Source organism: Acetobacter cerevisiae (assembly GCF_001580535.1).
GTDB lineage: Bacteria > Pseudomonadota > Alphaproteobacteria > Acetobacterales > Acetobacteraceae > Acetobacter > Acetobacter cerevisiae.
The window spans coordinates 1-15,499 of record NZ_LHZA01000128.1 but is presented as its reverse complement, the minus strand read 5'-3'; the positions used below and the strand labels follow the sequence as shown (position 1 = coordinate 15,499).

Annotated in this window: 8 protein-coding genes; all 8 read right to left on the bottom strand. The window is 54.1% G+C overall.

All coding sequences use genetic code 11. The features are described 5' to 3' along the window. Positions 1–1,260 carry a serine hydrolase domain-containing protein gene (locus AD928_RS04715; RefSeq protein WP_062248668.1) on the bottom strand — a complete coding sequence of 420 codons (1,260 nt, stop codon included), beginning with the start codon at positions 1,258–1,260 and terminating at the stop codon, positions 1–3. After that, positions 1,257–3,701, bottom strand: a complete 2,445-nt coding sequence (locus tag AD928_RS04710) for a penicillin acylase family protein (RefSeq protein WP_082779745.1) — start codon at positions 3,699–3,701, stop codon at positions 1,257–1,259. The genes AD928_RS04715 and AD928_RS04710 overlap by 4 nt, the downstream gene beginning before the upstream one ends. A gap of 1 nt (position 3,702) precedes the next feature. Next, complete coding sequence (locus AD928_RS04705) at positions 3,703–4,911, bottom strand: FAD-dependent oxidoreductase (RefSeq protein WP_062248695.1); 1,209 nt, start codon at positions 4,909–4,911, stop codon at positions 3,703–3,705. A gap of 166 nt (positions 4,912–5,077) precedes the next feature. Beyond that, positions 5,078–6,262, bottom strand: coding sequence for a serine hydrolase domain-containing protein (locus tag AD928_RS04700; RefSeq protein WP_062248666.1), 1,185 nt, complete (start codon positions 6,260–6,262; stop codon positions 5,078–5,080). After that, entirely contained in the window at positions 6,259–7,857 is a 1,599-nt protein-coding gene (locus AD928_RS04695) for a serine hydrolase (protein ID WP_233419949.1), read from the bottom strand. Before AD928_RS04695 ends, AD928_RS04700 begins: the two co-directional genes overlap by 4 nt. Positions 7,858–8,152: 295 nt before the next feature. After that, positions 8,153–11,014 carry a TonB-dependent receptor domain-containing protein gene (locus AD928_RS04685; protein WP_062248662.1) on the bottom strand — a complete coding sequence of 954 codons (2,862 nt, stop codon included), beginning with the start codon at positions 11,012–11,014 and terminating at the stop codon, positions 8,153–8,155. Between the two features lie 125 nt (positions 11,015–11,139). Further along, a complete protein-coding gene (locus AD928_RS04680; protein WP_062248661.1) occupies positions 11,140–12,033 on the bottom strand; it encodes a LysR family transcriptional regulator in 894 nt (297 codons plus the stop codon). 269 nt (positions 12,034–12,302) lie between these two features. Next, positions 12,303–14,678 (bottom strand): Hint domain-containing protein, encoded by a 2,376-nt coding sequence (locus AD928_RS04675; protein ID WP_233419948.1) that lies wholly within the window; start codon positions 14,676–14,678, stop codon positions 12,303–12,305. Positions 14,679–15,499: the final 821 nt, after the last annotated feature.

Below are 15,499 nucleotides of genomic sequence, written 5' to 3'. Positions count from 1 at the left end.
TTATTTTCCCGCCAGAGTTGTGAAAATTTCTTCTTCTACTCTGGAGAAAGAAGAATACTGTCCGGTCTTCTCCTGCTCATAATCAGGGTAGCCATCCGCCGCAAACAGATAGGCCTCTCCGTTTTGGGGATTATACCAGAAGCCGGAATGCAGTCCGTACGCATCACCCAGATGGCCACGCAAGCCGCCCTGATACCCGATATAGGGAATGGCAGGTTTTCCGTTGGTGTCTTTTGTGCCTGTCAGCGTAAACAGGCTTAGGCCATAAGCGCTGAGCGGGTAAGGGCAAACGCCATTCTTGCCATTAAATGTCCATGTGGGTGTTTCCATCGCCTCAATGCTCTGGGGAGCCAGAAGCCTGACACCGTCAAGCGTGCCGCGCTGGATCATAAATTGCGCCAGACGTGTGAGACCCTGCAGAGAAATACGCAGCCCGCCCTGTGGAGAAAACACGCTGCCATTGCTGCCAATTTTGTAGGACGCTAAAGCCTCTTTGCTCCAGCCTTTAAGAGGCTGGCTATCAACTGCGGCTTCATACTCAGAGGGTAAATGCTGATAAAGCGTGGCCAGACGCTCCGGATGCTCAAGCTCCGCGACATTATAGCCACCGTCAACTTTCAGCGGTTCCAGAACATGGTGTTTCTGGTAGTGGTCAAACCGCTCCCCGCTGACCCGCTCGATGATGGTGCCAACCAGCCCGTAGCACAGGTTACAATAGGTAAAATATGTTCCGGGTGCGTGGCCATCATGAAAAGAGAAATGATAGTCCTGACTTCCAGGTTTATGGCTCTCATCAAAAAAATCACGAACCGTCTTGCCGGGCGGCAAAACATACACATCACCATCCCGAATGGTGGAGGTATGGTTTAAAAGCATCCGCACGGTAATGGGCGTTGTGGGGAAATCCGGATTGCGCAGCGGAAAGCCGAGATACTCCGAGATATCATGATCGAGATTGATCTTGCCCTGTTCAACCAGTTCCATCAGTCCGATAGTGGTCACCACCTTGGAGATGGACGCAATACGGAAGAGCGTTTCTTGCCTAACCGGAACAGTTTGAGCGCCATCACGCCGCGCAAACCCGCCATAATACTGGTAAACAGGCTGACCATTGTCCAGCTTGACGGCAGCGAGTGCCGCCAGAGGCTGGCTTTCACCGTGCGTTAACACGGCATCCATCTTTTTATCAGTCGCGGTTTGCGCCAAAGCGGTTGTGCTGAAAAACGCCAGAGCCAGAACGGAACAGACTTTAAATTTCATAGCGTTTTTCCTTTTGGATACAAGACGGCATGATGTCTGGCTGCGGCTTGAACGGCTTTTGCAGAGAATGGAAGAAGCTGCATAGCGCCCTTGAGCCAGAGTTGCAGGACATCCGCATAATGCCCGCTGTCCGGCAAGGCGGACTGGCCGGGGAAGTTAAGGAACCGTGAGTTGTCCCACGCCCCGACATCACACACCATCAGATAACTGGCCCCGCCTGTTACAGCATACGGGTTATGGCCCTGCGCAAGCGCTTTTTCTGACAAATCCGGATTATACCAGCGCGCCATGACCGTGTAAGGGTCTCCCCCACTCCGGGCCGTTTCTCCCCCTATGGGCAGAAACGCTTCTGCTACAGCTTTCACACCATGCAGCGGGTGACGAAGCTGCACGGTATGCAGGGTGCCCCACTGCCATGCGGCGGCCACCGGCCCCAGACGGTCGCGCAACTCTTCCACGGCCTGCTGAAACGCTTTGACCAGCAGAGCATCACGCTGTGCCTCCGGCGTCGAGCCCAATCGGCTATCGGGCTTTTGCAGGAGTGCCAGCAGAACAGACGCGTTAAGCGGTTGTGGCAGAAGAGAACGCAGGTTTTCCGGCACCAGCGCTTGATAGAACAGGGTATTCAGGCGGGTCCACCACACCTCATACAACGCAGCGCCAGCACTTGTGGCCTCTACGTGCCCATTCCATTGGCGCAGCAACGCGGCTTCTGCCTGTATAGGCGCAGGCACTTCCGGCAGCAGTTGCACCACGGACAAAGCCAGATGAGAGAGCGTATCATGCTGCAAGGCCACACTATCCGCTACTGTAGCATGAGGAGAGGCCTGAAGGACTTCTGCAACACGCTGGTAACGGTAAGGGTCTTTCCATTCGTAACTGACGCAGCGTTCCTCGTAAGGGTAGTCCGCTGGCAGATTGAGTTCGTTGGAGGTGCCAAACCAGCCACGGGCGGGATTGAAGCTGTTGGGAAGCGCATCCAGCGGCTGGAGACCCTTCCAGTCATACCGCCCATCCCCCGGGGCTGGCAGCAATCCATCATAGCCGTTGCGACGTTCCGGCAGACCGCCCGCAGCCTGCCAGCCAATATTCCCCGCTGTATCGGCGTATGTGAAATTTGTTGGACTGGTATGGAGTTTGAGGGCTTTACGGAAACTGTCCCAGTCGCTGGCAAGATTGATGCCGATATTAGCCAGCATGCCATTCGCGCCCGGATAGAGCCATGTGGCGGAAACTGCCACAGCCCTGTTCCGCGCAGGATCGGCAGAGACAACCGGCCCCTGTGCCGCATAGCGCAAGGTAACGCTTTGCGCAGGGCCGCCACGCACAGCAATGGAGATCTCCTCATGCTCCATCTCCACCCAGTACCCGTTATGAAAATAGCGGTCAGGATGGTCGGGATGCGTGCGCAGGATAAACAGATCTTCCTGATCGATATGAAAATTGGTGCGCCCAAAAGCAAAATGCGCGTTATGCCCCTGCATGACGCCCGGCATACCCGGTGCCCCACCGCCAATTACATCCAGCCCCGGTGCTGTCAGATGGATGACATGCCGTGGCCCCGGTGAGCCAAAACTGAGATGCGGGTCATTCGCCAGAATGGGGCGACCGGTGGCCGTGCGCGTGGGTGCAATGACCCACGCGTTACTACCTTCATTGGCGCGTCGATGGTCGCCCTCACTGGGGGATGGCACCGCATGCAGGCCGGAAAGAGAGGAGCCATCCTGCAAAACACCAAAAAGGCCCAGATCCTGCTCTGTGACAGCATGCACATCCAGCCCATCCGGCACCCTGAGCGTATGGGCGGGGCGCAGAGGCTGGATCAGCGCGTCATAGGCCAGCGCGTCCTGCGCCGCCAGTTGGGCACGGCGGATTTCGGCTTTGGTGTTCCCTGTTGCTTCCGCCCGGATACGCACCAGATCCAGAACATCCCACGCAAGAGGATGGTATGAAAAAATATCGAATTCTGAAGGAAGTTTTTCTTCACCCGTGTTGATGCGGGCAAGATAGGCGTTGATGGCCGCCACATAGGCGCGGGCGCAGGCCTGCACGGCGGGCGGCAGCGCCGCAAACTCTGCCTGTGCATCGCCCCGGAACAAGAAAAGCCTGCTTGCCGTGTCAGACGGCACGCAGTCAGGCCCATACACTTCCGCCAGTCTGCCCAATGCCCGGCGATACTCAAAATCGAGCTGCCACAGCCGGTCTCGCGCAATCAGATAGCCATTTGCAAAAAACGCATCCGGCACGGAAGCCGCCCGCACATGCGGCACGCCCCACTGGTCCTCCAGCACCTCGACCGGTGCATCCAGCCCCTCCAGCCCCATCAGGCTGGAAGAGGCCCCCTGCCGGGCCAGAGCGCGGGAAGCGGTCAGTCCTGCCAAACCGGCGGCAACACCCCCCAGCAGAACGTGGCGACGGGTGAGAAGGGAGGAGTGTCTCATTTTACGGCTGCATCTCTTCAACAAGGTCCCGAATGGTCAGGGCGGAGCCGCCGGAAAGCGTGAACCCCAAAGCCCCATGGCCAACATTGAGCAGCAGGTTACGCCATTGCGTCCGCTCCACCAAAGGTACCCCGGTGGGCGTGGCGGGCCGCATCCCCGCCCAGGTGGCGGCGGACGCATAAGGCCCGGCGGCCGGTAGCGTTTCCTCCGCCAGATGTTTCAGCGAGGCTATCCGGCGCGGATCAGCCGAGGCATTCAGCGCACCAATATCGACCATGGCGGCAATACGGAGCCGATCGCCCAGACGGGCATACACAACGCGGTTATCATAATCCGTGACACTCACATCAGGCAGCACGGCCGGATCTGCCTCCACCGTCAGGCTGTATCCCTTCAGCCCGTAAAGAGGCAGTCTTTGACCCAGTGGCTGCATCAGCGCGCGAGAAGCCAACCCTGCCGCCAGAACCACAAGGTCCGTCTGCCACACTGCCCCATTGATCCGCACCCGGCACCGCGCATCCTGATCTTCCTCCAGAGCGACATCGCCTTTTACAATCTGAAAATCTTTGCTCTGTTTGAGGGATTTAAGAAGAGCCTGACAGAACAGATAGCAATCCGCCACTTCATCATCAGGAGAAAAAATACCGCCTGCCAGTGTGGGTGCAAGACCTGCAAAAGCAGGTTCTACCTGCGCACACTCCGCCGGGGTCAGAACCTGTTCCTGCTGCGGGTTACTGACAGATTTGGCGGCTTTGGAAAATTTGTGTGCGTTCCGATACACAACCAGCTTACCGGGCTTCCGCCACAAAAAGTCCGCCAGCCCATCCTCTCGCCACAGGTTGAGAGCCTGTTGCCCCTGCAAGGCGAGCTTTAAAAGCCGGGCGGCGTTGGCTTGGTTGGTTCTGGCATTGCAGGCCAGCAGAAAATCTGTCAGCCACCGCCACTGTTGCCAGTTCAGCCGGAGCCTGAGGGAAATGGGAGAGTCGGCCTGCAGCATCCATGAGAGCGCTTCCAGCGGAATCCCGGCATCCGCCAATGGCCGCACATAGCGGTAGCTTAGCTGGCCGCCATTGCCAAAGCTTGCCTGCTCACCAACCTGATCCTCCCGCTCCACCAGCGTCACACTGTGTCCGGCCTGGATGAGCGCATATGCGGTTGTCAGGCCAATAACGCCTCCACCCACTACCGTGATTGTCCGCTTTGCAGGCATAAGAACCATCGCCCCCTTATGATCATGACGAGCCCGCTCAAACATGCGCATGCCATGTTCCGGGATCTTCTCAGTAGAAAATCTAAAAACAGATCCCCCTGCATGCCATTTAAAAAATGCCCGCCACCCTTAACCTGAGGTTAACCCTGCGACGAAGCACTTTTGCTTACGGCACGGTTAACGGCAGCCTTAGAGCCTCCCCGACTGCCGTTGCTACATCATGCCGTAAATGCACTACACTATGCCCTCCATTAGGGTGGACACGGTTGGTCAGAATAAAAACATAGCAATCGTTATCAGGATCAATCCACAGCGACGTGCCTGTAAACCCGGTATGGCCGAAGGAATGATGGGACAGCCGCTCTCCTCTGGGAGAGGCATAGGGAGACGCAATATCCCACCCAAAACCACGCAGGCTCTTCTGGCCTGCCGGCTGCTGGGGTATTGTCATGGTCAACAGCGTTGCGCGGCTGAGAGGAAATACGCTGGGCCGTCCCGCCCGTTTGTTCAGCAAAGCCTGCGCATAACGGGCCACATCTTCCGCCGTAGAAAACAGGCCCGCATTCCCCGCAACGCCGTTCATACGGCGCGCCGTGGGGTCATGCACCACACCGCGCAACATCGTGCCGTGTTCATCATACTGCGTGGGCGCAATACGTGCCTGTTCGGATGGGGGCGGCACAAAGCCTGATTGCGTCATGCCAAGCGGGGTGAGGATAGCGTTCTGCGCATACCCATCCAGTGTCTGCCCTGTCAGTTTTTCAACCAGAAGCCCGAGAGTGATAAAATTAAGATCACTGTAAATAAAGCCGCTGCCCGGCGCAATTTTGGGAACGGCCTGCATGATACGGTCTGTTGCGGCGGCTTTCCCCCACCAGTCCGGCGTGCGGGGCAGATCGGGTTGCAGGCCGGAAAAATGCGTGAGCAGCAACCGCACTGTAATCTGCGCTTTCCCAGCCGCAGCAAATTGCGGAAGGTAACGGGCTACAGGTGCATCCACATCCACCAGACCTTTTTCCACAAGCTGCATGACAGCCAGCGCGGTGATCATTGGTTTGGTGAGGGAGGCCATGTCGAACACGGTGTCCCACGTCATGGCCTCACGCGTTGGCACAAGGCTGCGCGCACCAAAGACGCCACGGTGAATCAGCCGCCCCTGCTGACCCACACCCCATAACGCGCCGGGGCACTCGCCTTTGCTAATTGCCTTCTCGATCAGTGCATCCGCTTTTGCAAATCTGTCAGCCTCACGCGATGGCGTCTGGCAGGCTGACAGGCCTGCCTGTGCAAGCAGAAGAGAAGATCCCTGCAAAAAACCCCTGCGGGAAAAAGCCGGGAGCCGAACTGTCATTGATCGGAAACCTTGAGCGGATGCAGATCCTGCGCGTCAAAGCTGAAATCAGAGCCGACCACCTGCATATGGAACCCCGTGACCTTGCCGGAAGTATTGCGCTCAAACTGCACGTAGCTGTCGTCCTCCGCATCCTCAGCCCGGTTCTGCCACTTTGCCACAAACAGATCATGCGGCAGGGCGGACAGGGTGCCGGCCAGACCATCGGCCTTCCCAAACGTCATGACCAGATCCTTGCCTTGCAGTGAGAGGCGGATATCGCCGCGCCATGAGTCGTGATAAAGGCCGACATAGTCTTTCAGATCAGACACCGGCAGAGCGATAAAGGGCCGCGCGGGTGACCCCGGCCCGGTGGTGGACGCTTCTTTTTCCGCCTTGGCCTGCGCCTTTTTAGTCTCATCCTGCCAGTATGCGACCCAGTCTGCACTTTTGCCGGTGGCGATGAAGGAACTCATGGTGACGGCAATGGCAGCGGTTGCGGAGTTAGCATAATGATTGGTGAGGACGACCAGCCCGGTATTCTTCTCTGGGAGCATGGAGACATAGCTGACCATGCCGCTGATAGTCCCTGTGTGCCACACGCGTTTGAGGCCGTAAAAATCTTCCATAAACCAGCCATAACCGTAAGCACGGAAGTGGCTTTGCGTTTTGCTCCCGCTGTCAGGCACCGGAATGAGTGCTGAAGGCGCCCACAGGGCATCACGCTGGGCGAGGCTGATAATTTTGCGCCCCTCCACGGTCTTGCCGCCGTTCAGAAGCGTCTGTACCCAGCGGTTCATGCCGTTTACGCTGCACCACACACCACCCGCCGGCGCCACGGCAACCGGTTCCAGCGTGGCACGGTCCGGCAGAACGCCATCACTCCCCTGCCCTGCGGCAACATCCGTCTGCCCCTTGACCGGGAATGTACTCTGGCACGCCGGGAGACCTGCCGCATCAATCAGATGTGTCTGGACGTAATGTTCCCATGTCTGGCCGGAGATTTTTTCGACAAGCGCTCCGGCCACCACATAGAGCAGATTGTTATAGGCATAGTCCGCCCGGAACCGGCCCGTAAACGGCATATAAGGAAGTGCGGCCAGAACATCCTTACGCGTGAAGGTGCTATGGGAGAACAGCATCATATCTCCCGCTCCCAGCCCCATGCCGCTATGATGGGTCAGCAGGTCACTCACACGGAACTCACGCGTAATCCACGGGTCAGAAACCCTGAACTCGGGCATGACATCAATGACGCGGTCGGTCCATTTCAGCTTCCCCTCATCCACAAGGGTTGCCAGAGCGGTGGTCGTAAATTCCTTACTGTTGGAGCCAATAGCGAAAAGGGTATTGGGATCGACCTTCCCGCTTTTTTCATTATCCTCCCGGCGCCCATAGCCTTTAGCAAAAACGATTTTTCCATCATGGATCACACCAACGGCGATACCCGGCACATCAAAAGCCTTCTGCGCTTTGGTAACAACATCATCAATCTTCTGCTCTGTCAGACCATCAGGCAGAGACGGCGTTGCTGCCTGAACTGATGTGCCACTAAGCGCCATCAACAGCCCAGCCAGCGTGCCGCACTGCATGGCAATGCCTGCACGCTGTTTCATTCTCGTGGGGTGCTGTCGCATAGAGGGAAATACCTGTGAATGAAACATAGAAAACTAAAGCCTTAGAAGGATTTTTTTACGGTACAAGCCATAAAGCAACAGGAAGAACGGAAAAACAAGATCCGCAGGCGTGCAGCCATTCCACGCAGCATGTTCCAGAGGAGACCAGACCTTATTCCAATCTCCGGGATTATTGACAAGAATCATAAAAGCCACGGTGATACTGCGCAGGATATCAATAGAGACAATGCGGGAAGGAGGCGGGTTCTGCACCGCCCCCACCCCGTTATCTGGCCTAGAAATGGACCTGTGCTTTCAGATAAATATAGCGGCCAGCATAGTCATACATGCCCGGTGACGTATTATAATCCCCGTTCGCGTAGAAATTCGGATCCCGACCAGCAAGGTTTTTCACACCCGCTGTGACACTATACATGTCTCCGTGATAGGTCATCATCACATCATGATACCAGGCCTGATTAGTTTTCCACCACTCAGACACAGTCGGGCCATAAGATGAGCTTGGATAATAGGTAAACCCATCAATAAACCGGACCATGTAGGTGAAGCTCCACGGCCCGTGGGTAAAGGTAGCTGTTCCATTGGCAACCCATTTGGGCACACCCGCATCCGTACTCAGATAGGAAATAAGAGCCTCCCCATCCTGACTTTGCGATTTATAGGACATGATATCCTGAATATCGGCACCGAAAGAGAGGCCGTTGTTGTAGTCAATCGGCACCTGATAGGACGCATTGATATCAAGACCGTCTTCGATAAATGCGCCGGTATTTTCATGCAAACGCGCAACCGGATAGAGTTGACCATTCACGTCACGGCCATTCAGAATGGAGCAATAGCTGCTTGAAAGGCCGGTGCTTTCATAACATCCGTTCAGTTCTGTGGAGAGTGAGGGATAGCCGATTGTCTCCGTGATATGCGTATGGAAGTAATCAACTGTTGCGGTAAGGCCCGGAATGAAACGTGGCGTAAGGATAGAACCAATTGTATAGGTTCTGGAAATTTCAGGTTTCAGACTAGCATTTCCACCTGTTTCATATTTCAGAGAACCGTTTGTCTGCTTGAACGTGTTTGGGTTGATCCCCTGCGCACGGCAGTTATCCGACATTACCCCCTGAACAGCGCCGGGATAGGTCGAGATATAGGCGCACGGATCACGCGTACCCGTCAGGCTGATGATTTTTGATTTGTACAGGTCCTGAATGGTCGGAGCCCGGAAGCCTGTTGCGATATTGACCCGGAATTTAATATCATCCGTTGGCGCATAAATCAGGCCAGCATGCCAGTTATAGGCTTGTCCGAATGTGTTGTAGTTTGAAAACCGTCCGGAAACTTCAGCATTCAGAGCTTTAGCGGCAGGCAGATTCCGCAACAGCGGAATACTCAATTCCCCAAAAACTTCCGTCACGTTATAGCCGCCGCCAGTATCACCCCGAACCTGGTTCGAGTTCAAACCTGCTTTATCCTGCCAGGAAGAATACCAGTAGCCATCCAGACTCCGATGTTCCACACCCAGAGCAATTCCCAGAGGGCCATACGGCAGACGGGCCAGATGCTTATTGGCAACGGTAAACTGAACGTCCCGCATTTCCTGAGCGGACGGATAAACGTCGTCAAACCCTATATAGTTTGCCGCAGCACGAGACATGCTGCCTGTAAACGGGTTATACGGCGCGCAACCGGACGTATTTGCACAGAGATTGGGGTCGTAATATCCCTCGGTTGAACCAGCGCCCCCGGTTTGCTGAAAACCAAGTGCATTTTCCATATTGCGCCAGTTGACGCGCCCCGTCCCTTTATCAGACGTCGTGGTTTTTCCGTAAGAGAAGAAGAAGTCATACGTCCAGCCGCCGGTGTGCGGCAACGTGCCCCGTGCACCGCCTGTCAGCTGATAGTAATCAATATTTTCATAGTCATATTCACGGCCAATCCCGAACATACGCTGGTTCAGTGCGACGTCTGAGCCAAAAGGATTGCCCGGTTCACCGGCGGGCACAACCATTGCGCCAGAGTTGCCTGTCAGCGTGGTGGCCGGTGTCGCAATATACATAGGTGTGCCTGCGCTCACCGTATGTGTGTGGCTGTAGTTTGCCGTCATATAGAGTTGCAGGTTGCTATTGACGTCAAAATGGCCTGTCGATGCCAGAGACCCGACCTGCTGCTCTGCTATAATCTGGTTATCTTTGGAGTAATCATAATTATCACTCCATTTATAGGGTCTGTAACCACCATGCCCGTCGGAAATGACAGATTGCGCAACACCGTCACTGGACGGCGTTAGCGGCGCACCGCCATTGAGGGCTGCATAAACAGGCTGGGCACCATATTGTGACCCATAATACTGCTCCTGCCCTGGCGGGTTATTAACCTTCGCTTCCTGCATGGCCCACTTGCGCTGGTCCGCCGCCATGGGAGCCTGATAGTTATAGGACCCGGCAATCGTAAAATTGCCCCGATCATGCATGAAGTTGAAGCCATGCGCTGCGGTGAGCGCGGCCGTCTGATCGTCCCCATATTCACTAATGCCGCCGTTTGCGGTCAGGGTTGTTCCGGTAAAATTCTTCTTCAGAATAATATTGACGACACCTGCAATCGCGTCAGATCCATAAGTGGTTGAAGAGCCATCTTTCAGGATTTCAATACGGTCAATCATGGCGGGAACAATGCTGTTCACATCCGGGCAATCGACCGCGCCATTACCATTGACCATGCGATGACCATCAACCAGCACCAGAGTACGGGCTGTACCAAGGCTACGGATGTTCAGACAGGAGCCACCAGCATTGGAATACGTGTTGCCTGAAAACCCCATGGACGGAATGTGAGCAAACACATCCCCCGTCGTCATGGAAGAAGACTGCTGGATCTGCTCACTCGTGATAACGGTAACCGGCTGAATTTCCGCCGTTTCGACCGCACCCAGATGCGTGCCGACCACCGTGATTGCTTCATCCTTTCCGTTGGATTTGGATGTCACATCGGATTTTTTGGATGTCTTGTTGGTAATCGCTTTCCCGGTGGTTGTGCCCGGCAGGGAAATGATCTGGGCGTTGGCCTCAGTCGTCCAGCCATAGCAGAAAGCGGAAATCCCTAAAAAAAGCAGTCTTTTTCTATAAATCCCTGATCGACGCATCATCTGCTTTCCTTCCCGACCGGATCACCACGTAAATACGATGTCGGAATGATCAGAAGAAAAGCACACTCTGTCTATGTCAAAAATGTCATGAACCATTAGCCAATGGTTAAGGAGCGCCTGCGCTGTTACAGGGCGGGCAGGCCCGCAAGGTCTTTTTGAATCTCCTCTTTAAGGAGTTCCAGAATATCACGGGAAATATGTGAAAGTGCGTAATCAGCACGGAAGAGAACCGTGCAGGCAATGCCCAGAGGGGGCTTGAGCGGAAGCGGTGGGGGCAACCCCGGATGATGCAAAGCCGTCAGCCCATCTACAATAGCGCAGCCGCCGCCAAGGCGGACCAGTTCCGCCGCCATATAATGTGTGCGCACCCGCACAACCGGCACAGTCGAGAGGTCCGCTTCTTCCCACACCATATCCAGCAGGCGGGCGGTAGGATCATTCTCACTCAGGCCAATATAGCGGGCCGGATTAATGTCTTCCAGCGCGACCGGGCCTGTAACGGTCTCCTGGTCAATCAGCACCAAAGGGACATCGGCAATATGGCTAGCCGTGAGTCCCTGCTTTTCATACGTCCCAAACACAATCCCCAAATCAAGATCATGATTGAGAATGCGCGCGACAATTTCCGGCCCGTGCAGCGTATCGATTGTCAGCTCGTTTCCCGGATGTGCCGCGTGATAGCGCTGGATAACCCGTGGCACCACGCTCAGCCCCAGACTGGGCACACAACCGATGCTGATGGCGTGCCCATCCCGCGCATAACGCAGGTTTTCCGTTAATCTTTTGAGATCAGAAATTTTTTCAAAAATCGTATTCACATGCGGCAGCATGATCCGTGCTTCCCGCGTGGGCACCAGCCTGCCCCCGGTACGCTCGAACAGCGCAAACCCTAAAGACTGCTCCGCATAGCGCAGCACCTTGCTGGCTGCTGGCTGGGAGACATGCAGGACCTCAGCAGCACGGCGCAGAGAGCCCGTGGACATGATCGCGTAGAAAACTTCGATCTGACGTAAACGCATAACGAGCGTTTTACCTTCCTGGTCTGTTATGCTGAAGCCATTCTGTCATAACAGAATGTTAAAACATCACAACAAATTTGAAGGCGATATAATCCGTTACAGCATTCATCTGGACCGGAATTTATTTTAACACTCTATGCTACAACAGCCAGAAACGAGGTGACGCCTGATTTCGTCGGGACAATCGCATTCCTCGGTCTGATCATAAAATGTGTTTTCTAAAAAAATAATGGGGAAGCAAAAGCTCCCCCATCATCATTCAAAGACTGTTATCCGAAATGACGCAGATCGCCACGGGTGGCAGGAACGTCCACCAGATAAGGCCCGCTGGATACCACCTGAATGGAAAGAATGCCTGCCTCTGTGCCAGACGCGCTTTCTGTCTCTAACAGCAGGGCAGCATTACCATTCGTCCAACGAGACGAGGAGGACTCCAGACCGTGCCACCCTGACAGATCAGCCTGAGACAAATGTGTTGTCAGGCTAATTGTCTGACCGGCCGTCAGGAACGAGACATCTCCCACAAGAACACCAAGATCACGGCGATCATCCACAAACGGCCCGATTGTGTCACTTGGACGGCTAGCCCGTGAGACCAGACTCACTGCCGCGACATTTGCAGGAATCATAAACATAACGCGGTCGTTTGCCTGACGAAGTGGGCGAATGACCTGACCTGAGTTCGTTACCAGATGCAGATCCGGATCATTGGTCAGTTCGTCCTGACGTGTGACGCTACCAGCGCGAGCAGCAATAGCGGCATAAATCGGTTCAACAAACGCACGGGAGGTCTCAAGCGGAAGTGTTTTTGAACCACCAGCTTTCGAACCACCAAAAATAGCTGTCACGGTGTGATTATCGAACTGGCTGCGATTGCCCGTGTCCAGATAACTTTCTGTCAGCGCATTTTCAGCCCAGACCGCCTCATGGCTCTCCAGCTCAACATGATAGTAAGTATAGCTACTGATTGTACGATCAATCAGGATTGATTCTCCGTTGACCAGCATACGGGCAGGAACAAGCTTCCCATCAAAGACCATGCAGTGCTCTTGCGTCACGAGAAGGTCACGGGACGGCACACCTTCGGCAAGGGCACCCTCACAGATGCGGACCAGCCAGTTTTCTTCAGGAACAGGCTGACTGGAGACCGTGATCGAACGATGGCCCAGCCATTTGACCGGCATTGCTCCTTTTGGCGTCATTACCAGCGTGCCTGGCACAAGCGTCTCGACAGTCGCTTCACCGTCCGGCGTCGTGATCAAGGTGCCCTCAGCGAAGCAAGTCGTATAAACCAGACCGCCGTTGTTGTCGGATGACAGAGTATAGCCGTAGGAGTTGGCACCCGGCACGTTCAGTACGTAATTACCATTCGCGGTGTAGAATGTGATGCCGCTGGATGTCGTGGTGACACTGGTAACACTCGCCTGCGGAATAGAAGCCAGTTCAATTGTATCATTGGGCGACCAGCCGGAAATAGTATTTGTTGGCATCGTTGTGCCGCTGACGACCAGATGTGCGCCGTCGCCAGACAGAGAGATCGTGCCACTACCCGCGGTGCCGTTCAGAACCACCGTGCCACCGGACGAGACCGTAGCCGTTCCGGTTATCTTACCGTTAGAAAGGACATCCAGAGTGCCGTCGTTCTGAACTGTAGGCGTAGAGATTGCGGCACCACTTAAAACATTGAACGTAACGTTCTTAGAAACAGTCCAAGCTCTGGTATCGTTAAACCCTGCTTCAAGGTTAACAATGCCGCCATTTGACGTGAATGTTGTATTGTTTGTCCCGTTAGACACGGTGTAAACATTTAATGTTCCACCATCGACTACCGTGCTTGATACAACGCCCCCCTGAACGTTGATCACTCCTCCGGAAGAGACGCGCGAGGCGGATAGCACTGCTCCTGAGTTAACAGTGATTGTATTTCCGCTCGTTGCATAATTTCCGCTGGTGGCAGTGAAAGTTACACCAGATTCCAGAATGAACTTACCGCCTGTCCCAACAATAGTCGTATTTGATGTATTGTTTGTATATAAGTCGAAAGTTCCTCCACTTATGACCAGATTTCTTCCTGCGCTTGTATTGGCAAGAAGTGTTGCGGAGGCACCGCTTCCAATGGTCTGATTGGCAATTACTGCACCAGAAGATGTGATCTCGGTTGTGCCTGCGCCCGATAGAATACCACCAGAGATACTGGCGCCGTTTGTGATCGCACCCGTTAGAATGGTACCTGAATTCGCAGTAATTGACCCACCAGTCGTGATGGTTGCACCGCTAATGACGGCACCAGAAGCGGCACTCAATACGCCGCTGTTAAAAGCGTAAGCTGCTAAAACAGTCGCGCCACTGGCAGCGCTAACAGTGCCCCCACCAGCGATAAATGGATTATTAGCGGTTGCGCCAGAGGATAAAAAGCGAATGCCGCCACTCTGGATGACACCCTGGAAAGAAGAACCTCCAGCAGAAATGTAATCCTTACCCGAACTGTCAACTACACCATTGCGAACGATACCACCGGAAAGAACAAACCGTTGACCGTTGTTGGTCTGATCCTGTGTAGCACCGCCGCTTGAGACGGTTTCGACATCTCCATATACGAGAGCATTTGAGACTACCTGCCCCGAAGTAACGTTGTAAGTCGCCATTGCGTGTCCATCCTCAATTATCAGCCATGGAGCGCAATAGGAAAGCGTTCACGCTCTGGCTCTGTGAACTGTTTCACTGCAATTACCCGTCACTTTATGGGGCAGCTGCCATGAGAGGAAAAAACAAACACCCCCAGAGCAGTAATTCAAGTTTTTTTTCAGGAAAACAGAAGAATAAATTTTCTATGTTTTGCCATAAAGTCGTAGAAATTAGGTTTTCTAAAAAGAGAGAAAATAAAATATCCAAGAAATAACAATTGTTTTTTTCATTTTATTTCTTTTAAAATCTTATGATTTCTAATTTTTTGAAACATCAATTTTTATACAAGTTAATACTTCATATTTTTTTAACTTATTCGATTCGGGCCAAAATATAAAGCTTTTGCTTCGATCTTTTCTATGATGAAAATTAGCAAAAAATGGCGGTCGGATATGATTGGGAATAGATCCTTGTTCTTTCAGACTGACCTCTTGGTTACGCCCATTATGACGGACTTTCCTGCATTGACGCTCGGAGGGGGGCAGAACATGGGTTTTTAATTGCTCCGAGGAACGGCTGGAGACTGCCAAGGTACTGCGGGCGCTGATCGGGAAGGTCGCGTAATATAAGGCCTGAACCGGGGTAAGACCGACGTCCTGACCTTAATCTTGCTGCTTCTGGCCCACTCTGATCCGGCTTTGGAGCGTCTTGTTTTGCCCCCTGCATTGCTGCGTATGCTTTGGCTTATTTCCAAGCACAAATTCCCGCACGCATAACTGCGTCGGGCTAAGATTTTGGATTGTTTTTAAGGGATTTTGGTTGCGGGGGCAGGATTTGAACC